This is a genomic window from Mycobacterium arosiense ATCC BAA-1401 = DSM 45069, from assembly GCF_002086125.1.
GTDB lineage: Bacteria > Actinomycetota > Actinomycetes > Mycobacteriales > Mycobacteriaceae > Mycobacterium > Mycobacterium arosiense.
Window position 1 is genome coordinate 117,917 of sequence record NZ_MVHG01000003.1, and the last position, 20,437, is coordinate 138,353.

General features: G+C 67.9%; 13 protein-coding genes. 10 read left to right on the forward strand and 3 right to left on the reverse strand.

Annotated elements, in window-relative coordinates:
* Positions 1 to 7: 7 nt before the first annotated feature.
* The 6 genes from BST14_RS02280 to BST14_RS02305 all read left to right on the forward strand — a co-directional run bounded on the left by BST14_RS02280 (position 8) and on the right by BST14_RS02305 (position 14,092).
* Positions 8 to 6,592, forward strand: a complete 6,585-nt coding sequence (locus BST14_RS02280; protein WP_083062965.1) for a non-ribosomal peptide synthetase — start codon at positions 8 to 10, stop codon at positions 6,590 to 6,592.
* Complete coding sequence (locus BST14_RS02285; RefSeq protein WP_083062966.1) at positions 6,589 to 11,019, forward strand: non-ribosomal peptide synthetase; 4,431 nt, start codon at positions 6,589 to 6,591, stop codon at positions 11,017 to 11,019. Before BST14_RS02280 ends, BST14_RS02285 begins: the two co-directional genes overlap by 4 nt.
* Complete coding sequence (mbtG, locus tag BST14_RS02290; protein ID WP_083062967.1) at positions 11,016 to 12,302, forward strand: NADPH-dependent L-lysine N(6)-monooxygenase MbtG; 1,287 nt, start codon at positions 11,016 to 11,018, stop codon at positions 12,300 to 12,302. Before BST14_RS02285 ends, mbtG begins: the two co-directional genes overlap by 4 nt.
* Entirely contained in the window at positions 12,283 to 12,498 is a 216-nt protein-coding gene (locus BST14_RS02295; protein WP_083062968.1) for an MbtH family protein, read from the forward strand. Before mbtG ends, BST14_RS02295 begins: the two co-directional genes overlap by 20 nt.
* Before the next feature lie 216 nt (positions 12,499 to 12,714).
* Positions 12,715 to 13,251: an MTB12 family secreted protein gene (locus tag BST14_RS02300; protein ID WP_083062969.1), complete on the forward strand. Its 537-nt coding sequence runs from the start codon at positions 12,715 to 12,717 to the stop codon at positions 13,249 to 13,251.
* 316 nt (positions 13,252 to 13,567) lie between these two features.
* The gene (locus BST14_RS02305; RefSeq protein WP_083063030.1) at positions 13,568 to 14,092 is read left to right on the forward strand and encodes an MTB12 family secreted protein; all 525 of its coding nucleotides are present in this window, start codon (positions 13,568 to 13,570) and stop codon (positions 14,090 to 14,092) included.
* Here the strand turns inward: BST14_RS02305 and BST14_RS02310 are convergent.
* The 3 genes from BST14_RS02310 to BST14_RS02320 form a co-directional block, all read right to left on the reverse strand.
* Entirely contained in the window at positions 14,086 to 14,982 is an 897-nt protein-coding gene (locus tag BST14_RS02310) for a sigma-70 family RNA polymerase sigma factor (protein ID WP_083062970.1), read from the reverse strand. The genes BST14_RS02305 and BST14_RS02310 overlap by 7 nt on opposite strands.
* A complete protein-coding gene (locus BST14_RS02315) occupies positions 14,979 to 15,587 on the reverse strand; it encodes a carboxymuconolactone decarboxylase family protein (RefSeq protein ID WP_083062971.1) in 609 nt (202 codons plus the stop codon). The genes BST14_RS02310 and BST14_RS02315 overlap by 4 nt, the downstream gene beginning before the upstream one ends.
* Positions 15,588 to 15,670: 83 nt before the next feature.
* Positions 15,671 to 15,985 carry a type II toxin-antitoxin system VapB family antitoxin gene (locus BST14_RS02320; protein WP_083062972.1) on the reverse strand — a complete coding sequence of 105 codons (315 nt, stop codon included), beginning with the start codon at positions 15,983 to 15,985 and terminating at the stop codon, positions 15,671 to 15,673.
* A gap of 212 nt (positions 15,986 to 16,197) precedes the next feature.
* Between BST14_RS02320 and hrcA the strand changes: the two genes are divergently transcribed.
* From hrcA to BST14_RS02340, 4 genes are read left to right on the forward strand one after another with little or no spacing between them, the layout of a single operon-like run.
* Positions 16,198 to 17,229 carry a heat-inducible transcriptional repressor HrcA gene (gene hrcA, locus BST14_RS02325; RefSeq protein WP_083062973.1) on the forward strand — a complete coding sequence of 344 codons (1,032 nt, stop codon included), beginning with the start codon at positions 16,198 to 16,200 and terminating at the stop codon, positions 17,227 to 17,229.
* A 57-nt stretch (positions 17,230 to 17,286) separates the two neighbouring features.
* Positions 17,287 to 18,435, forward strand: coding sequence for a molecular chaperone DnaJ (gene dnaJ / locus BST14_RS02330; RefSeq protein WP_083062974.1), 1,149 nt, complete (start codon positions 17,287 to 17,289; stop codon positions 18,433 to 18,435).
* 24 nt (positions 18,436 to 18,459) lie between these two features.
* On the forward strand, positions 18,460 to 19,308 hold the full coding sequence (locus tag BST14_RS02335) for a 16S rRNA (uracil(1498)-N(3))-methyltransferase (RefSeq protein WP_083062975.1): 849 nt from the start codon (positions 18,460 to 18,462) through the stop codon (positions 19,306 to 19,308).
* Positions 19,309 to 19,364: 56 nt separating this feature from the next.
* Positions 19,365 to 20,423, forward strand: a complete 1,059-nt coding sequence (locus BST14_RS02340) for a PhoH family protein (RefSeq protein ID WP_083062976.1) — start codon at positions 19,365 to 19,367, stop codon at positions 20,421 to 20,423.
* Positions 20,424 to 20,437 lie beyond the last annotated feature (14 nt).

Here is a 20,437-nt window from a genome sequence, read left to right on the forward strand (position 1 = left end):
TCCCAGCGTGACAGACCCCACCGGCGCCGGCGCCCGTCTCGAGGACGAGCGCTTGGAATTGTTGCGCCGTAAGCTCATTGAACGCGGCCTGGCCCGATCGACCGGCGGAGCGGCGGTGGCGACCCACGATGAGCCGCGCATGTCTGTCGGTCAGCACCGGATGTGGTTCGTGCAGTCGGTTGATCCCGACAGCGCGCTGCTCAACATCTGCGTTTCCTACCGGGTCACCGGCACCGTCGATGCCGCACGGCTACATCGCGCGGTCGACGCCGTAGCCGCACGGCATCCCGTACTGCATACGACGTATGACACCACCGCCGACGGCGACCCGCGTCCGGTGCTCCGCGAGGATCTGCGGCCCGACTGGGCTGAGCACGACTTGACCGGGCTCACCGAACAGGCCCGCCGCTTACGCCTAGATGTGCTGGCGCAGCGTGACTTTCGCCGGCCATTCGACCTGAGTAAGGATTCGCCGCTGCGAATCACGGTGGCCCACTTGGCCGCAGATGAACTGATGCTGCTGATCACCGCACACCACATCGCCTGGGATGACGGCTCGTGGGCGCCGTTCTTCGCCGATCTGACTGGTGCCTACATCGACCCGGACAACTTCGACGCCGGGCCGATGCTGTCAGATGGCTCCGCTGACCCGACCGCGATTCGGCAAGCGGATCTGGACTACTGGCGGTCCCTGATGACCGACCTCCCGGAGCCACTCGAGCTTCCCGGGCCCAACGGTTCAGTGGTACCCGGCAGCTGGCGCGCGCGGCGAGCGTTCGCGCATTTATCGCCGGACACCGTCGACCGGGTGACCGCGCTGGCTCGCGAGACCGGCGCCACTGCGTACATGGTGCTGATGGCCGCATTCGCCGCACTGCTGCACCGCTACACCCAGTCGACCGACTTCCTGGTTGCCGCGCCGGTGCTCAACCGCGGTGTGGGAACCGAGGATGTCATAGGTTATTACGGCAACACCGTGGTGATCCGGCTGCAGCCCCAGCCGCACCAGACGTTCCGCGACCTGCTGGCCCGAACCCGTGACGCCGCGGTAGGCGCCTTCGCCCATTCGCGCGCCGACCTGGACTGGCTGGTGCGCGAGTCAAATCCCGACCGCAGGCATGGCGCGGATCGGATGACCCGGGTGAGCTTCGGACAACGCGAGCCCGATGGTGCCGGCTTCTGCCCGCCGGGCGTTAGTTGCGAACGCGGCGACTTGCGCGGTCATTTCAACCAGCTCCCGCTGAGCCTCATGGTTGAGCTGGACCGGATGCTGGATGGCTCGGCCGCCGGCTTGGTCGAGGCCGAGTACCTGGTTGAGGTGCTGGAGCATCCGTTGGTGGAGCAACTGCTGCGCCACTACGCCACTCTGCTGGACAGCGTGCTCTTGGACCCCGACGCGAAATTGTCGGCATACACATTGATGAGCGATGCGGAAGCCGAGTGGCTGCGCACCGTGTCGACAGGCGAAGAATTCGTCACCCCGGCCAGCACGTTGCCCGAGCTGGTCGGCCGGCGAGCGGCCCTGACGCCCGATGCCGTCGCCGTCGTCTATGAGGGCCGCGCCTACACCTACCGCGAAATCGATGAAGAATCGAACCGGTTGGCGCACTGGCTCATTGAGCAAGGGATCGGCACCGAGGATCGCGTCGCGGTGCTGCTGGACAAGTCCCCCGAATTGGTCACCACGGCGCTCGGGGTGCTCAAAGCGGGCGGCGTCTACCTGCCGGTGGATCCCACCTACCCCGAGGACCGGCTGAGCTTCATCCTGGACGACGCCGACGCCAAACTCGTGCTGCGCGAACCGGTTACCGACATCGCACACTATCCCGGCAGCGCGCCCGCCGAGTTGATCCGGCCGCTTAGCCCGCAGAACACCGCGTACCTGATCTATACCTCGGGTTCGACCGGGTTGCCCAAAGGCGTTCCGGTGCCCCACGCACCGATTGCCGAGTACTTCGTCTGGTTCGGCGACGAGTACCGGATCGATGAAACCGACCGGCTGCTGCAGGTAGCGTCGCCCAGCTTCGACGTGTCGATGGGAGAAATCTTCGGCACGTTGATCATGGGTGCCCGGTTGGTGATTCCGCGGCCCGACGGGCTTCGCGACATCGGCTACCTCACCGATCTGCTGGCCCGCGAAGGCATTACGTCGATGCACTTCGTGCCGTCGCTGCTGGGGCTGTTCCTGTCGTTACCCGGCGTCAGCCAGTGGCGCACCTTGCGACGCGTTCCGATCGGCGGGGAGGCCCTGCCCGGCGAGATTGCCGACAAGTTCCACGCCACCTTCGACGCGTCGCTGTACAACTTCTACGGGCCGACCGAGACCGTGGTGAACTGCACCAGCTACCCGGTGGAAGGCGCCCAGGGCACCCGGGTGGTACCCATCGGCCGGCCCAAGATCAATACGCAGGTATATCTGCTCGATAGCGCGCTGCAGCCGGTTCCCGCCGGGGTGATCGGTGAAATCTACATCGCCGGAACGCATGTCGCACATGGATACCACCGCAGGCCGCAGTTGACCGCGGAGCGCTTCGTCGCCGACCCGTTCACCGCGGGCGGGCGCATGTACCGCTCCGGCGATCTGGCCAGGCGCAATGCCGATGGGGACATCGAGTTCGTCGGCCGCGCCGACGAGCAGGTGAAGATCCGCGGTTTCCGCATCGAGTTGGGCGAGATCGCCGCCGCCATCTCGGTGGACCCCAGCGTCGGACAAGCGGTGGTGTTGGCCATGGACCTGCCGCAGCTGGGCAAGAGCCTGGTGGGATATGTGACGCCGGCCCAGGGCGCCGGCACGGAATCGGTCGACGTCGAGCGCATCCGCGCCCGGGTCGCCGCAGCTCTGCCGGACTACATGACCCCGGCCGCCTATGTGGTGCTCGACCAGATTCCGATCACCGCGCATCAGAAGATCGACCGCGCCGCGCTGCCGCAACCACACATCGCGGCGGGTACCGAATACCGCGATCCGAGTACTCCCACCGAACGGCGCATCGCGCAACTGTTTTCGGGGCTGCTCGGTCACGAGCAGGTGGGCGTCGACGACTCGTTTTTCGACCTGGGCGGCCACTCGCTGGTCGCCACCAAACTGGTCACCGCCATCCGCGCCGAGTGCGGCGTCGAGATCGGCATCCGCGACGTGTTCGAACTCGCCACGGTCGGGGGATTGGCCGAGCGGGTCGACCGATTGAGTGCCGGCGAGCTGACGCAGTCGCGGCCCAGGCTGATCACCACCGCACACGACGAGCCGATGCCGCTCTCGGCGTCCCAGCTGCGTAGCTGGTTCGCGTACCGGGTGGATGGGCCCAGTCCGGTCAACAACATTCCCTTTGCGGCGAAGCTGACCGGGCCCTGGAACATCGACGCACTGATCGCTGCGGTGGGCGATGTCGTCGCCCGTCACGAGATTCTGCGCACCAGCTACGTCGAATTGGACGGCGTGCCCTATCAGGTAGTGCGCCCCGCCGGCGTCGAGGTTCCGACGCGCCGCGAGGTGGGCCCCGACGAAGGCTGGCTGCAGCAGCAGCTCGACGTCGAGCGGCACCATTGTTTCGAGCTGGACGGCGAATTGCCCATCAGGGTCGCGGTGCTGCGCAGCGAGAACGCCGCGGAGCACGTGCTGTCGCTGGTCGTGCACCACATCGCCGCTGACCATTGGTCGGCGGGCGTGCTGTTCTCCGACGTGATGACGGCCTACCGGGCCCGGCGCGGCGGCGAAGCCCCGTCCTGGGCTCCGCTTCGGGTGCAGTACGCCGACTACGCGGCATGGCAGCGCACGTTTTTGGGCCTGGATTTCGATGCCAGCGACCAGGAATCCGCCATCGCCGGCGAGCAGCGGGAGTACTGGACCCGCCAGCTGGCCGGATTGCCGGAAGACACCGGGCTGCGGCCGGACTTTCCCCGCCAGCCGGTGCCCAGCGGGGCAGGCGAATCGATTGACTTCAAAATCGACGCGGCCACCCGCGCCAAGCTCGGCGAGCTGTGCCGTGAGTTGGCCATCACCGAATTCATGCTGCTGCAAACGGCCGTGGCCGTCGTCTTACACAAAGCCGGTGGCGGCGTGGACATTCCGTTGGGCACCCCGGTGGCCGGGCGCACCGAAGCCGAGTTGGACCAACTCATCGGCTTTTTCGTCAACATCCTGGTGTTGCGCAACGACATGGACGGTAACCCGACGTTGCGTGAACTGCTCAAGCGGGCCCGGGAGACGGCCCTGGCGGCCTACGCCCACCAGGACCTGCCCTTCGATCGCGTCGTCGACAGCGTCAGCCCGGTGCGCTCGCTGTCCCGTAATCCGCTGTTCCAGGTGGTCGTACACGTCCGGGATCATCTGTCCGCCACGCGGGTCATCGAAACCGCCGCCGCGGGAAGCGGCGAGCAGGACACCGTGTGCACCTCGCTGGATCCCATCTTCGACATGGCGCACGCCGACCTCAGCGTCAACTTCTTCGGCACCGACGGCTCCGACGGCATCGGCTACCACTGCAACGTCATCTTCCGTACCGAGCTCTACAGCAGAACTACCATCGAGCGGCTGGCCCGATGGCTGAAACGGGCGGTCAACGCGTTTGCCGATGACGTCGACCAGGCTTTGCGAGACGTCCAGCTCATCGATGCCGCAGAACAGCGCCGCATCCTGCAGGACTGGAGTTGCGGTGAGCGGCGGCCGCGCGACCGGCCGCGGACCATCCCCGAACTGCTGGGACCTAGTCGCGCACTTGGGGCTGACCGGATCGCCGTGCGCTGCGGCGACGAGTGTATCGATTACCCTGCGCTGCATCGCCGTTCGGACAACTTGGCTGCGTTGCTCGTCAAAAACGGGGTGGGTCCGGGCGCGTTGGTCGGGCTGTCGACGCGGCGGAGTATCGACCTGGTAGTGGCGCTGGTGGCCATCATGAAGACGGGCGCCGGTTACTTCCCGATCGATCCCGGTTATCCGCCGGCGCGCAAGCGATTCATGCTCGACGACGTGCAGCCGCCCGTCGTGGTGGCGACGGTCGAAGCCCTGGACACCATGCCGCGGGTGGCGGGGGTCGAGCTGATCTCGCTGGACGATCCACAGGTACGTGCCGTGGTGAACAACGATGACGTGGATCCGCAATCGACGAATGTGCGACTGCCGCACCCCGATGACCCGATGTACCTGGTGTTCACCTCCGGGTCCACCGGAAAGCCGAAAGGTGCAGTGGGAACGCATCGTTCGATGGCCGCCCGGCTGGACTGGCAGCTGCGGCACTACCCGCCGCGAACCGTCGACGTGCGACTGGCGCAGGCCTCGATCACCTTCCTCGAAGGCGGCATGGAGATGCTGGCCGGCCTGGCGGCCGGCGCCACCATGATCCTGGCCGACGATGCCGAACACCGTGACCCGGAAGCCCTCGGGGACTTGATGAACCGGTATTCGGTCGCCCAGGTCACCGCGGTGCCCAGCCTGGTCTCGGCCTTGGTGGACAGCCGGCCCGACGCCGTGCGCTCGCTGTCCCGGTTGGTGTGCGGTGGCGAGCCGGTGAGCGTCTCGCTGTTGCAGCGGCTGGTATCGGTGTGCGCCGACGACGGCGGCACCGAGCTGTTGAACAACATCGGTTCGACTGAGACCTCTGGTGCGGTATCCCGGGGACGATTGAGTCTGCCGAATCCGCTTGTCGGGAAGCCGGTCCCGGGTGCGCAGGCCTACTTGCTCGACGATGGGCTGCGTCCCGTCCCGGTCGGGGTGGTGGGTGAGCTGTATTATGCCGGTGACCAGCTGGCCCGAGGATATTGGAAGCGTCCCGGCCTGACCGCAACACGGTTCGTCGCCAATCCTTATGGCGCCGAGCCCGGTTCACGCCTATACCGCAGCGGCGACCGGGCCCGGTGGACCGACGACGGCCAACTCGAATTCGTCGGACGTTCCGACCATCAGGTGCAGGTCCGTGGTTTCCGCGTCGAGCTGGCCGAGGTCGAGGCGGCCCTGGCGGCAGCCGATGGTGTCGCCGCCGCGGCGGCTCTCATCTGGGAAGTGCACGGCGGCACCTCTTTGGCCGGATATGTCGTGCCGCAACGGCCGATCGCCGATGACACCGAGAAGGCGGTGTTCGTCGGGGAGGTACGCGCCGCGATCGCCACGACGCTGCCGGGCTACATGATGCCGTCGTCGCTGACCGTGCTCGATGTGCTGCCCAAGACCGAATCGGGCAAGCTGAACCGGCCCGGCCTGCCACGGCCGGCGGTCAGCACCGGCGGCCAGACCGAACCGGCACGCACGGACACCGAACGGGCGCTGGCCAAGGTGTTCGCCGAACTGCTGTCCACCCCCGAGGTCGGGCGCTTCGACGATTTCTTCGCCCTCGGCGGGGACAGCATCCTGTCCGTGCAGCTCGCGTCGCGGGCCCGGGCCGCCGGCCTGGCCGTGAGTCCGCGGATGATCTTCGAGAATCCGACGGTGCAGCAGCTGGCGGCCGCACTGGACGCCCTGGGTGAGGCGGAGCCCGGCATCGAGCCCGAAGAGCCGGTGGGCGATACCCGTTTCGAGCCGATGAGCACCTCCGGGCTGTCGTCCTCGGATCTGGCTGCCGTGACGCAGCTTTGGTCGTCGTCACGCCAAGGCACGCCGTGACGGCCGCCAAAACCGATGTCGTGCCCGACATCGAGGACGTGATGGCGCTGAGCCCGCTGCAGGAGGGCTTGTATTCGCTGACCACGCTCGCCGAATTCACCGACGGCGAAGAGGCGGACGACCCGTACGTGATCGGGATTGCCGCGGACGTCTTCGGCGCACTCGATGTCGCACTGCTGCACGACTGCGCGGAGCGGATGTTGGTGCGCCACCCGAACTTGCGGGCCAGCTTCTTCAGCCGGGGGATCCCGCGACCGGTGCAGATCGTGCCGTCCCATGTCGAGCTGCCCTGGCGACTCGTCTCCGCCGTCCCCGAAGAGGTACCCGCGCTGGAAACCGGCGAACGGCGGCGACCGTTCGATCTTGAGCATGGGCCGGCCATCCGCTTCCTGCTCATCGAATTACCCGGCGCCCGATGGCGTTTGGTGCTCACCGCCCATCACATCGTGATCGACGGCTGGTCGCTGCCGGTGTTCATCAACGAGATGACGATGCTGTACCAGGCCGGCGGTGACCTCTCGGCGCTGCCCGCCGCCCCGCGGCCCTACCGCGACTACATCGGCTGGCTGGCCAGCCGCGATCCCGAAGCCAGCCGACGGGTCTGGCGCGAGCACCTGGCGGGCCTGCCGGGCCCGACCATGCTGGCCGCCGCGTTGGGATCCGTGGAGGCTTCCGAGGGCCAGCGGCCGGGGCTGCCGCGCACGACCCGACTGCGACTGCCGGCTGAGGTCACCGGGCGCATCGTCGACGACAGCCGATCCCGGGGCATCACCGTCAACACCCTGATGCAAATGGCGTGGGCGCTGGTGTTGTCGCGACTGACCGATAGCCACGATGTGGTTTTCGGGGTCACGGTTTCCGGCCGGCCGGCCGAGCTGACCGGCGTCGAGAGCATGGTCGGTTTGTTCATCAACACAGTCCCGCTGCGGGTGCGGCTCGACCCGTCCGCCTCCGCCGGCGATCAGTGCCGCGCCGTGCAGCGCAATGCAGCGCTGCTGCGCGAACACAGCTACCTCGGGCACGCCCAGCTTCGGGCACTCGGCGGGGTCGGGGAGATGTTCGACACCCTGCTGGTCTACGAGAACTTCCCGATGGACGGCCTGACGGCCGGCGGCGAATTGACCGCCGGCGGTGCGACATTCCGGCCATCCGCCCTGCAGACCCTGTCGCATTTCCCGATCGCCATCGCCGCCCACATGGAAGGCGGCGAGCTGGTGGTGCTGATCGAAGCGATCGACGGAGCGCTGGGGGCGGTTTCCGCCGCCACATTCGGACGGCGGGTGCTGAGCACCGCCGAGAGACTGCTGCGAGGCTGGGAGCGCCCGCTGCGCGAGGTCAGTGTCCTACTCGACGATGAGGCCGGCCCGCTGGGCGCGATCGGAACGCCGGACACGTCGTCGCCGTTGAGCATCCACGCTCGCTTCGCCGACGTCGTGGCCAGGACGCCGGACAACCCGGCGATCAGCTGGGCGGGTGGGACGCTGAGCTATCGCGAGCTGGACCGCCACGCCACCCGGCTGGCGGCGCGACTGGCCCACCACGGTGTGAAGTCCGAAACACCGGTGGGCGTCAAACTTTCGCGAGGGCCGCACTACGTCATCGCGATACTGGCGGTGCTCAAAGCCGGTGGCATGTGCGTGCCGATGGAGCCGGGCATGCCCCCCGAACGGGTCAACTCGATCCTGCGCCAATCGGGCGCGTCGATCGTGTTGGAGGAACAGCTCACCGAAAGGCTGCTCGAGGCCGCCGAACCGCACGACGATGACTTCGACCCCGTCGATGTTCCGCCCGCGCAGGCCGCTTACGTCGTGTTCACCTCCGGCACGACGGGAGAACCCAAGGGCGTCATCGGAACCCACGGCGCGGTGGGCGCCTACGCCGACGATCATTTGGATCGCGTATTGCGGCCCGCGGCAGGCACACTGGGTCGACCGCTGCGTATCGCCCATGCGTGGTCGTTCGCCTTCGACGCCGCCTGGCAGCCGCTGGTCGGCTTGCTCGACGGGCACAGCGTGCATGTCGTCGACGAGCAGACCCAGACCGATGCCGAGGCGCTCGTCGCGCTGATATCCGCGCGCGGCATCGACATGCTCGACACCACCCCTTCGATGTTCGCCCAGCTGCAGGCTGTCGGCTTATTGGCTGAGGTCCCCCTGACCGTGCTGGCGCTCGGCGGCGAGGCGGTGGGCAGCGCGGCCTGGGCGCGGATCCGCAACACCTGCAACACCACGTCGATGACGGCATACAACTGCTATGGGCCCACCGAGACCACGGTCGAGGCGGTGGTCGCCCACATCGCCGAACACGACGAGCCGACGATCGGGCGGCCGACCCGGCACGGCCGCGGATACGTGCTGGACTCCGCGCTGCGCCCGGTGCCGTGCGGGGCGACGGGGGAACTGTATCTGGGCGGTGCCCAGCTGGCCCGTGGCTATGTGGGCCGCGCCGGCGAGACCGCGGCGCGGTTTGTCGCCGACCCGTTTGCGACGGGGGAGAGGATGTATCGCACCGGCGACCTGGTTCGCCGGATGCCCGATGGCTCAATGCAATACGTAGGACGCGCCGACGCCCAGGTGAAGATCCGCGGCCACCGGGTCGAACCCGCGGAGATCGCCGCCGCCCTCGAATCGCATCCCGCCGTGCGGCACGCCGGCGTGCTGGTGCGTCAGCGCAACGGCATTCCGCGGCTCACGGCGTACGTGGCCGGCGACGCCGCGGCTCAACCGCCGACGGCCGCCGACCTGCGCGGCATGCTGAGCACCCGGCTACCGCGCTACATGGTTCCACAGCGCATCGTCATGGTCGACGAAATCCCGTTGACTCCCAACGGCAAACTCGACGAAGCCGCGTTAGCCGCCCTGGACGCCGCGGAGTCCGTGGTCGGCGCCGCCACGCCGGAGACCGCCACGGAATTCGCGCTGGCCGAACTTCTGGCCGAGCTGCTCGGGCAACCACGAGTCGACGTCACCGCGGACTTTTTGGCGCTCGGACTCGACAGCATCATGGCCTTGTCGGTGGTGCAGGCGGCCCGGGCACGCGGAATTGCGTTGCGCGCCAGGCTCATCCTCGAGTGCAGCAACCTGCGCGAACTGGCCGAAGCGATCGACTCGGAAACCACCGCCGCCGCCCAGCCGGCGGACACCGGTACCGGACCGATGCCGTTGCTGCCCAACGGCCGATGGCTCTACGAACACGGCGACCCGCGCAGGCTCGCCCAGACCGAAGCCATCCGGTTGCCGCAGACGCTGCGCCGCGACCAGCTGGATGCGGCCTTGTCCAGCATCATCGACGGTCACGAGGTGCTGCGCACCCGGGTGGACCGCTCCGCGATGACCTTGGTTCCGGCGCCGGCCGTCGACATCCTCAACGAGGTTGAGGTGGCCGGCGATCTGGCCGCGGCGGTGCCGGCCCATGTCGCCAAGGCCGTCGACCGGCTGGACCCCGAACGCGGAACGCTGCTGTCCGCGGTGTGGCTTCGGCCGCCCGCGGGGGAAAGCGTTCTGCTGCTGGCCGCGCACGTCGTCGCGCTGGACCCGGCGTCGTGGCGGGTGGTCCTCGGTGAACTCGGCGCCGCGCTGAGGGCCGCGGCCAACGGTCATTCACCGGCACCCGTTCGCGAACACACCAGCTATCGTCGTTGGGCCGACGCGCTCACCGCGCGTGCACACCGACTGGACACCGTGCAATTCTGGGCGTCCGAGCTGGACGGCGACGATCCCAGCCTGGGTGCCCGGCGGCTCGATCCAAGCCGCGATCGGGCCCGCGATCTGCTGGTCCGTAACATCGCCACCGACGCCGGAGTCACACGGCGGCTGCTGGGTTCGGATCTGCCGTTGCCCACGCTGTTGGTGGCCGCCACCGCGGCCACGGTGACGCGCTGGCGCCGGCTGCGCGGCCAGCCCACGCCGCCCCCACTGCTCGCGCTCGAAACACACGGCCGCGCGGACGGTTTGGTGGACGGTCCGGGTGCGCACACCATCGACACCAGCGACACGGTGGGATTGCTCAGCTCCATCTACCCGGTCCGCCTGGACTCGGCAGATCCGCGGCGGGTGGCCGAGAAGTTGGCCGCCATCCCGGGCGATGGACTCGACTACGGGTTGCTGCGCTACTTGCGGGCCGACACCGCCGAGCGGCTCGCCGGATTCGCGGCCCCGCAGCTGCTGCTGAACTATTTGGGCGCCGCCCACACCGCGGGCGGGTCGGGGCTGACGCTCGAACGCGAGCTACTCGCCGGGGTGTCGCCGGTGCCGGAGCCGGACCTGGCCGTGCGCCACGAAATCACCATCGCGGCGATGGTGATGGCATGGGGCGGAGAGCGGGTTCTGGTCGCCCAGTGGCGTGTGCTGCCGGACATTCTCGACGACGCGGACCTTGCTGCGCTACAAGAACTTTGGATCGGTTCACTGCGAGAGGTGGTGAAATGAGCACACTTGCGATCCTGGGCGCGGGAGCCAAGGCGGTGGCGGTGGCCGCCAAGGCGTTCGTGCTGCGCGAAATGGGTGTCGAGGTTCCCGATGTGGTCGCCGTGGAGAGAATCGGCGTCGCGGCTAACTGGCAGGCCGGCGGCGGCTGGACCGACGGCGCACATCGGCTGGGCACCAGCCCGGAAAAGGATGTCGGATTTCCGTACCGTTCGGCTCTGGTGCCGCGGCGCAATGCCGAGCTGGACGAGCGGATGACCCGCTACAGCTGGCAGGCTTACCTGATCGCCACGGCGTCGTTCGCCGAGTGGATCGATCGTGGCAGACCGGCGCCGACGCATCGCAGGTGGGGCAAATATCTGAGTTGGGTCGCCGACCACGTCGGCATGGATGTGGTGCATGGTGAGGTCGAACGATTGGCCGTAACCGGAGAGCGTTGGGCGCTGCACACGCACGAAACCACCGTGCACGCCGACGCGTTGATGATCACCGGACCCGGTCAGGCCGAAAAGTCTTTGCTTCCCGGCAATCCGCGGATGCTCTCGATTGCCCAATTCTGGGACCGCGCAGCGAATCACGACCGAATCAGCGCCGAGCGGGTGGCGGTGATCGGGGGCGGTGAGACGGCCGCGGCGATGCTCTATGAGCTGTTCCGCCATCGGGTTTCGAGCATCACCGTGATCTCCCCGCAGGCGACGCTGTTCACCCGCGGCGAAGGGTTTTTCGAGAATTCGTTGTTCTCCGACCCCACCAACTGGCCCGCCCTCACCCTGGCCGAGCGTCGTGATGCGTTGGCCCGGACCGACCGTGGCGTCTTTTCGTCCAACGTGCAGGAAGCATTGCTGGCCGATGACCGCATCCACCACTTGCGTGGGCGGGTCGCCCACGCGGTAGGCAGACAGGGGCAGATCCGGTTGACCCTGTCCACCAACCGTGGCAGCGAAAACCTGGAGACGGTCCATGGCTTTGATCTCGTCATCGACGGCTCCGGCGCCGATTCGCTCTGGTTTGCACCGTTGTTCAGTCAGGACGCGCTCGATCTGCTGGAACTCGGCCTGGGTGGACCCCTGACCGCCGAGCGGCTGCAGGAGGCGATAGATTATGACCTGGCCGTCACAGACGTCACGCCCAAGCTGTTCCTGCCGAGCCTGTCGGGACTCACCCAGGGGCCCGGGTTCCCCAACTTGAGCTGCCTCGGGCTGCTGTCCGATCGGGTGTTGGGGTCCACGGTCAGCCCGTCCAGGTATCCCGTGCGAAGGAGACATGATGAGCGCCAATCCTTTTGATGATGAGAACGCGACCTTCGTGGTGCTGGTCAACGACGAGGGCCAGCACAGCCTGTGGCCCACCTTCGCCGACGCGCCGGCCGGCTGGCGGGTGGCGTTCGGTGAGGCGAGCCGCGCGGACTGCCTACAGTACGTGGAAGCGAACTGGCCGGACATCCGGCCCAAGAGCTTGATCGAGGCGCTTGCCGCGCAGTAACTGGCCACGCAGGGCCACTATGCTGCTACCCGGTTGCGGCACAGGCCTTTTAGCGTGTTTCACCTGTCACCGTAGCGACGTCGTAACGTGACCGACCTGAGACACAAATTCCGGAGTCACAGGGCACACTTACACCATCTCAACCATGGAGACGTGTGACCGCGTGCGGCCATCCGCAGGATTCCGCCACGGTCCATGTGCATCGAAGGGGGACCTGTGAAATCCGTGAAGTCCATTGCCACGGGCGTGGCGGCGCTGACCGCCATTGGCGGCGCCGCCGCCGGTGTGGCTTCCATTGCAGCACCGCTGGGTCTGGATCAGGTGCAGTTGGCGGCGGCCGGCGTGCCACTGCCACAGGATCCGCCGCCGCCTCCGCCCCCGCCGCCGGGAGCGCCGGGGCAGTTGCCGACGGCTGACCAACTGGCCAACCTCTGCAACCAAGTAACCGACCCCGGCGTCAACTACCGGGACAAGAACAACTTGGTGGAAAACGGCGTCAGTCAAAACGAGGGCATGGTTGCCGATCACGACTTGCGGAAGGCATATCGCAACGGGAACTTTCCCGAGCAGTTCAACGTGACGAACATCGCGCCAGCGGGGCCGAACATGGCCCAGGCCGATGTCGGCATCTCGGGGCCCAAGTTCGCCGGTCCGGTCAGCAAGCACCTGGTGTTCGTCAACCAGGGCGGCAACTGGGTCTTGCAGCACGACGCGGCGATCGCGCTGATCCAGGCTGCGACCGCGATGAACTGAGGCAGTCCGGCGAATGCGTTGAGCAACGCCGACGGCATAGGCGGACCCCATGCGCCCCGTAAGCGGTGTGTGGGGTTCGCCGTTTCGACCCACGGCCGCGCGCTGAAGGTCACCTCCGCGGACACGAGCGGGCGTCCCCCGCAGAGCCAGCGCTCGGTTTTCTCATGTTGTCTGCACATCGGACGGCCGTAACGTATCGGTGCCGAGACGCGAAGTAACAGACGCAGCGGGCACGCTGACACCGTCCACATCGCCAGAACGGGCGTTGCGGATCGCCAACCGTGCGTCGACGTTCGTGTCCACCGAAGGGGGAACCATGAAGATCGTCAAAACCATCGCCACCGGGGTGGCAGCCCTGGCCATCGTCGGGGGTGTCGCCGCGGGCGTCGCCTCCGCCGTAACCCCGAGTGCATTGTGCGCCGGTGTGCGGCTCGCCACCGTCGGCGCGCCGCTTCCGCAGGACCCGCCGCCGGCGCAGCCCGTCGCGGGCGAAAACGTGCCGACGTCCGATCAGCTGACGGGCGTGTTGACCAGCCTCGCCGACCCGAGCGTCTCCTTCGCCAACAAGGGCAACCTGGTGCAGGGCGGCATCAGCGGGGTCGAAGCGCACGTCGCCGACAAGAAGCTGAAGAAGGCGGCGAAGGACGGCGACCTGCCGCTGTCGTTCGACGTCACGAACATCCAGCCGGCCGCGGCCGGTTCGGCGACGGCCGACGTTGCGGTCTCGGGCCCGAAGCTGACGTCGCCCGTCACGCAGAACGTCACGTTCGTCAACAATCAGGGCAGCTGGGTGCTGTCGCGGTCATCGGCGATGGAGTTGTTGCAGGCTGCCGGTCAGTGACCAACGCGTAACGCGCGCAAGTCCAACCTGGCGATGCGTGCCGGATCCGCAAGCACATCGATCGCGCGGATCCGGCCGCCGCGCACCACGAAGGCCATGACGGATGCCGCGCGGCCCGCGACGAAAATCACCGCGCCGGCGGCGCCGTTCACGGTTGCGGCGAGAACTTCGCGCTCCGGCCCGGCGTAACCACGGGCCAGTTCGGCCACTCGTCGCGCGCCCTCAGCCCGGAAGCCGGTGGCCCGGGCACCGAAGTCACCACGCAGCACGACGTCAGGATCGAGCACCGAAACCAGGCGGTCGAAGTCGCCGCTGCGCCCCGCCGCGAAGAACGCGTCGACCACCTCGCGTTGCGCCGCCAACGTGCCGTCGGGCGCCGGCTCGGCCTGCTCGATCCGCCGTCGGGCCCGGCTGGCGAGCTTGCGGGCGGCCTCCGGCGTCCGCTCGACGATCGCCGCTATCTGATCGAACGGCACGGCGAACACGTCGTGCAGCACGAACGCCAGCCGCTCGGCCGGTGGCAAAGTATCCAGCACCACGAACAGCGCCAGCCCCACCGCGTCGGCCAGCATCGCGCGGTGCTCGGGGTCGAATTCACCCTCTGCCTCCACGATCGGATCCGGCAGGTGACCGGCCGAATCGGCGCCGTCCCGGGCCCGGCGGTCGCGCAGCATGTTCAGGCAGATGCGCGCCACCACCGTGGTCAGCCAGGCGTCCAGGTTGGCGATGCCGTCCATGCCGTCGGATTCGGCGCTGCGGCTCAGGCGCAACCAGGCCTCCTGCACCGCATCCTGGGCGTCGTCGAGCGAGCCCAGCATGCGGTAGGCGAGGGCGCCCAGCTGGGGCCGGGCCGCCTCGAAGCGTGCCACCAGGGACGCCTGCACCGTCATGGGCGATCGGTCTCGGGCAGGGCGCACACCCGATTACCGGAAAATCCCGACGAGCCGATATCGAGTGCGATGTTGAATCGGGCGCGCAGGTTGCCCAGCGTGATGACGTGGGTCAGGCCGACCAGCTGGGCGGTATCGAAGTGCGCGCGCAGCGCATCGAAGAGCTCATCGGTCACCTCGACGGGGGTGCGGCTGATCGCGGTGGCGTACCGCAGGATCAGCTTGTCGACGTCGGAAAAACACGGCGCGCGCAGATATTCGGCCTCGGGCTTGGACAGCGCCAGCAGCTCCTCGTCGGTGACGCCCCAGCGCCGGGCGATCTGGGAGCCGAGGTCGATGCAGTATTCGCAGCGCACCGTCGTCGCCGACTTCAGCTCCGCCAACGCCCGCTGGCGGGGGGTGAGGATGTCGAGTTTCGACTCGGCCTGCTCCAACTTGCCGTAGGCGTTGAGCAGTCGCGGGACGTGCGCATACATCCGCAGCGGTTCCAGCATGCCCGCGGTTTCCAGCCCGGTCATCTGGGCGAGCTTGCGCTTGGTGAAAAAGAAAGCGATCTTGGCGCCGAGTCCGGCGTCGCGGTCGGATACCCCTTGCAGTCGTGGCATGGCGGTCCTCCTGGCAAGTTGTGGCGGAAACCAACGTCCTTACTAGGTCGACACGCGGCGAGGCCCGAACGTGACCACTCGAATCACACCGGTGGGTGCGGCGACATATCCATGTCATACACCCGCGCGTGCAGCACCGTCCGATTCCGCAGCGCGGCGCGCACCGCACGATGCAGGCCGTCCTCGAGATAGGTGGTGCCCTTCCACCGGACCGCGTGCGGGAACAGATCGCCGTAGAAGGTGGAATCCTCGGACAGCAGGCGATCCAGGGCGAGCACCGTTGTGGTGGTGACCAATTCGTCGAGCCGGATCTGCTGCGGCGGAATCTGGGACCAATCCCGATACGACAGGTTGTGCTCGGGATACGGCTTGCCGTCGCGCACGCCCTTGAAGATCATCGGCCGACCTTTCCTGACTCATTGCTGTGGCCCGACCGGTTCATTCTGGAAAGGCTAGCCGGAACGATGTGCCTCAGCACCGATGCGTTGCAGAAAGTCTTGCTACGGCGCCCGTCGGCGACGCCTTGGCCGAACGGCCGCTGACAGCGGTCGACGCCGCCTGGGCCCGTAAAATGAATCCGGTCATGGCGGTATCGAGGAGGTGGCGGCCGGTGGGAAGCGCCGATGACCGTCGGTTCGAGGTGCTGCGCGCCATCGTGGCCGACTTCGTCGCCACCAAGGAACCGATCGGTTCCAAAGCGTTGGTGGAGCGCCACAATCTGGGCGTCTCGTCCGCCACCGTGCGCAATGACATGGCGGTACTCGAGGCCGAGGGTTACATCACCCAGCCGCACACCAGTTCCGGACGGGTGCCCACCGAGAAGGGCTACCGCGAATTCGTCGACCGGCTCGATGACGTCAAGCCGCTCTCGTCGGCCGAACGGCGCGCGATCCAAGGCTTTCTCGAGTCCGGGGTGGACCTCGACGACGTCCTGCGCCGGGCGGTGCGGCTGCTGTCGCAACTGACCCGGCAGGTGGCCGTCGTGCAGTACCCCACGGCGTCGTCGTCCACCGTGCGCCACCTTGAGGTGATCGCCCTGACCCCGGCCCGGCTCCTGATGGTCGTCATCACCGACTCCGGCCGGGTCGACCAGCGGGTCGTCGAACTCGGCGATGTCATCGACGAGCACGAACTGGCCCAGCTGCGCGAGATGCTCGGCCAGGCGCTGGTGGGCAAGAAGTTGTCGGCCGCCTCGGTCGCGGTGGCCGACCTCGCCGGACAGCTGCGCAGCCCGGACGGCCTGGGTGACGCCGTCGGCCGGTCGGCGACGGTGTTGCTGGAATCCCTGGTCGAACACACCGAAGAGCGCTTGTTGTTGGGCGGCACCGCCAACCTGACCCGTAACGCGGCCGATTTCGGTGGCTCCTTGCGCTCGATTCTGGAAGCGCTGGAGGAGCAGGTGGTGGTGTTGCGGTTGCTGGCCGCCCAGCAGGAAGCCGGTAAGGTGACGGTGCGCATCGGCCACGAGACGGCCGCCGAGCAGATTTTGGGCACCTCCGTGGTCACCACCGCCTACGGCACCTCCGACACCGTTTACGGGGGAATGGGTGTGCTGGGGCCCACCCGGATGGACTATCCGGGAACTATCGCCAGCGTTGCTGCGGTTGCCCTATATATCGGCGAAGTCCTGGGTGCTCGATGAACGCGCACCAGCAGGGCCGGTAGGCGCGGGGAAAGACCAGGTATAGGAGAGGCAAGCGTGGCACGCGATTACTACGGGCTGCTCGGCGTGAGCAGAAACGCCAGCGACGCGGAGATCAAGCGCGCGTATCGCAAGCTGGCCCGCGAACTGCATCCGGACGTCAACCCCGACGAGGCCGCGCAGGCGAAATTCAAGGAGATCAGCGTCGCCTACGAGGTGCTGAGCGACCCCGAGAAGCGGCGGGTCGTCGACCTCGGTGGGGATCCGATGGAGAACGCGGCCTCGGCGGGCGGCGGTTTCGGCGCCGGTTTCGGTGGCCTGGGTGACGTGTTCGAGGCCTTCTTCGGCGGCGGCTTCAGCGGGGGAGCGACCTCACGCGGCCCGATCGGGCGGGTACGGCCGGGCTCGGACTCGTTGCTGCGCATGCGGCTCGACCTCGAAGAGTGCGCGACCGGTGTGACCAAGCAGGTCACCGTCGACACCGCGGTGCTGTGTGATCGATGCCAAGGCAAGGGCACCAACGGCGATTCGGCTCCGGTGCCGTGCGACACCTGCGGCGGGCGCGGCGAGGTGCAGACCGTGCAACGCTCGCTGCTGGGCCAGGTGATGACGTCACGGCCGTGCCCGACCTGCCGGGGCGTCGGCGTGGTCATTCCCGACCCGTGCCATCAATGCATGGGCGACGGCAGGGTGCGGGCCCGCCGCGAGATCAGCGTCAAGATCCCCGCCGGTGTCGGCGACGGCATGCGGGTGCGGCTCGCCGCCCAGGGTGAGGTCGGGCCCGGCGGCGGCCCGGCGGGCGACCTCTACGTCGAGGTCCACGAACAGCCGCACGACGTCTTCGTCCGAGAAGGCGACGATCTGCACTGCACGGTTTCGGTGCCTATGGTCGACGCGGCGCTGGGCGCCACCGTCACCATCGACGCCATCCTGGACGGCGTCAGCGAGATCACCATCCCGCCCGGTACCCAACCGGGGTCGGTCATCACCCTGCGCGGCCACGGTATGCCGCACCTGCGATCCGGCACCCGCGGCGATCTGCATGTGCACGTCGAGGTCGTCGTTCCGGCCCGGCTGGATCACCGCGACACCGAATTGTTGCGCGAGTTCAAGACTCGCCGCAACCGCGACGTGCCCGAGGTCCGCTCGACCCACGCCGGCGGCGGTTTGTTCAGCCGGCTGCGCGAAACCTTCACCGGACGCTAGGCGGGGGGCCGCTAAGGCGCGCACATGGTCGCGACCCTGTTCTACCTCGACGATTTGCCCGAGCCGGGCTCGCTCGCCGTGTTGGGCGGTGACGAGGGTTTTCACGCCGCCACCGTGCGGCGCATCCGCCCCGGCGAGCGGCTGGTGCTCGGCGATGGCGCCGGGGCCCTGGCCCACTGCGAGGTCGAGCACGCCGGGCGCGACGGGCTGCGTGCCCGGGTGCTCGAACGCTGGCGCGTCGCCCCGGGATCCCCGCGGGTGACGGTGGTGCAGGCGCTGCCGAAGTCGGATCGCTCGGAACTGGCCATCGAATTGGCCACCGAAGCCGGCGCCGACGCGTTCGTGGCCTGGCACGCCGCCCGGTGTGTCGCCAACTGGCAGGGCAACCGGGTGGACAAGGGTTTGCGGCGATGGCGTGCCGTCGCCCGGTCGGCGGCCCGGCAATCGCGTCGGGCGCACATCCCGCCCGTAGACGGCGTGCTGGGCACCGCCGAGTTGACTCAGCGGATCCGCGACGAGGTGGCCGGCGGCGCGAGGGCGTTCGCCCTGCACGAATCGGCCACCGACCGGCTCGCGGATGTCGGGCTGGCCGACGCGAAATCGCTGCTCCTGGTGGTCGGTCCGGAAGGCGGCATCGCCGACGACGAGATGGCGGAGCTGTCCGCGGCGGGCGCTGCGGCGGTGCGGCTCGGGCCTCAGGTGCTGCGGACGTCGAGCGCCGCGGCGGTCGCACTGGGCGCCCTCGGCGTGTTGACCCCGAGGTGGGACCAGCTCGGCGATGTCCCGGCAAACGGGCACACGCTGCGGGTTCGCGACACCGGCCCGACGTCGAGTAGGTTGCGCAACACTGACCAAACCGGGCCCTCGGCGTAGACTGAGACGGCCCAGCAACCCACCGACAAGCCGAGAAAGCAGGCATCGAGAGCCACGTGACGCCCCGCGAGACCAGCGCTGCTGACGCAGCCGGAGCCGTCCCCGTCTCTGCTCAGGTTCGCAGCAGCATCGACGTTCCGCCCGATGTCGTCATGGATTTGTTGGGTTCGGCGGACCAGAACCTGCGGGCCCTCGAGCGCAGCCTTAAGGCCGACCTGCACGTGCGCGGCAACGCGGTCACCGTCGCGGGTGAACCCGCCGACGTCGCGCTCGCCGACCGGGTGATCTCCGAGCTGATCGCCATCGTCGCCAGTGGTCAGCAGTTGACCCCGGAGGTGGTTCGCCACAGCGTCGCCATGCTGGCCGGCACCGACAACGAGTCACCGGCCGAGGTACTCACGCTGGACATCCTGTCACGGCGCGGCAAGACCATTCGGCCCAAGACGCTCAACCAGAAGCGCTACGTCGACGCCATCGACGCCAACACCATCGTCTTCGGGGTCGGCCCGGCCGGAACCGGGAAGACCTATCTGGCGATGGCCAAGGCGGTCAACGCGCTGCAGACCAAACAGGTCAACCGCATCATTCTGACCCGCCCGGCCGTGGAAGCCGGTGAGCGCCTTGGCTTTTTGCCCGGCACGCTGAGCGAGAAGATCGACCCTTATCTGCGGCCGCTGTACGACGCCCTCTACGACATGATGGATCCGGAGCTGATCCCCAAACTGATGACCGCCGGGGTCATCGAGGTGGCGCCGCTGGCGTACATGCGGGGACGCACGCTGAACTCCGCGTTCATCGTCCTCGACGAGGCGCAGAACACCACCGCCGAGCAGATGAAGATGTTCCTCACCCGGCTCGGCTTCGGATCGAAGATCGTCGTCACCGGCGACATCACCCAGGTCGACCTTCCGGGCGGCGCCAAGTCGGGCCTGCGTTCGGCGATGGAAATCCTGGACAGCGTCGATGACATCCACGTCGCGGAGCTGACCAGTGTGGACGTGGTTCGTCACCGGCTGGTTTCGGAGATCGTCGACGCCTATGCGAAGTTTGACGAGCCCGGCCTGACGATGAACCGGGCGGCGCGGCGGGCGACGGGCTCGCGCGGTCGTCGATGATGGTGCGGTGAACG

Bases quoted from the DNA above. Each gene is read 5' to 3' on its own strand.
- BST14_RS02305 (WP_083063030.1), top strand. From the start codon at position 13,568: ATGAAGATCGTCAAAACCATCGCCACCGGGGTGGCAGCCCTGGCCATC.
- BST14_RS02335 (WP_083062975.1), top strand. From the start codon at position 18,460: ATGGTCGCGACCCTGTTCTACCTCGACGATTTGCCCGAGCCGGGCTCG.
- BST14_RS02320 (WP_083062972.1), bottom strand. From the start codon at position 15,985: ATGATCTTCAAGGGCGTGCGCGACGGCAAGCCGTATCCCGAGCACAAC.
- mbtG (WP_083062967.1), top strand. From the start codon at position 11,016: ATGAGCACACTTGCGATCCTGGGCGCGGGAGCCAAGGCGGTGGCGGTG.
- BST14_RS02315 (WP_083062971.1), bottom strand. From the start codon at position 15,587: ATGCCACGACTGCAAGGGGTATCCGACCGCGACGCCGGACTCGGCGCC.
- BST14_RS02310 (WP_083062970.1), bottom strand. From the start codon at position 14,982: ATGACGGTGCAGGCGTCCCTGGTGGCACGCTTCGAGGCGGCCCGGCCC.
- BST14_RS02295 (WP_083062968.1), top strand. From the start codon at position 12,283: ATGAGCGCCAATCCTTTTGATGATGAGAACGCGACCTTCGTGGTGCTG.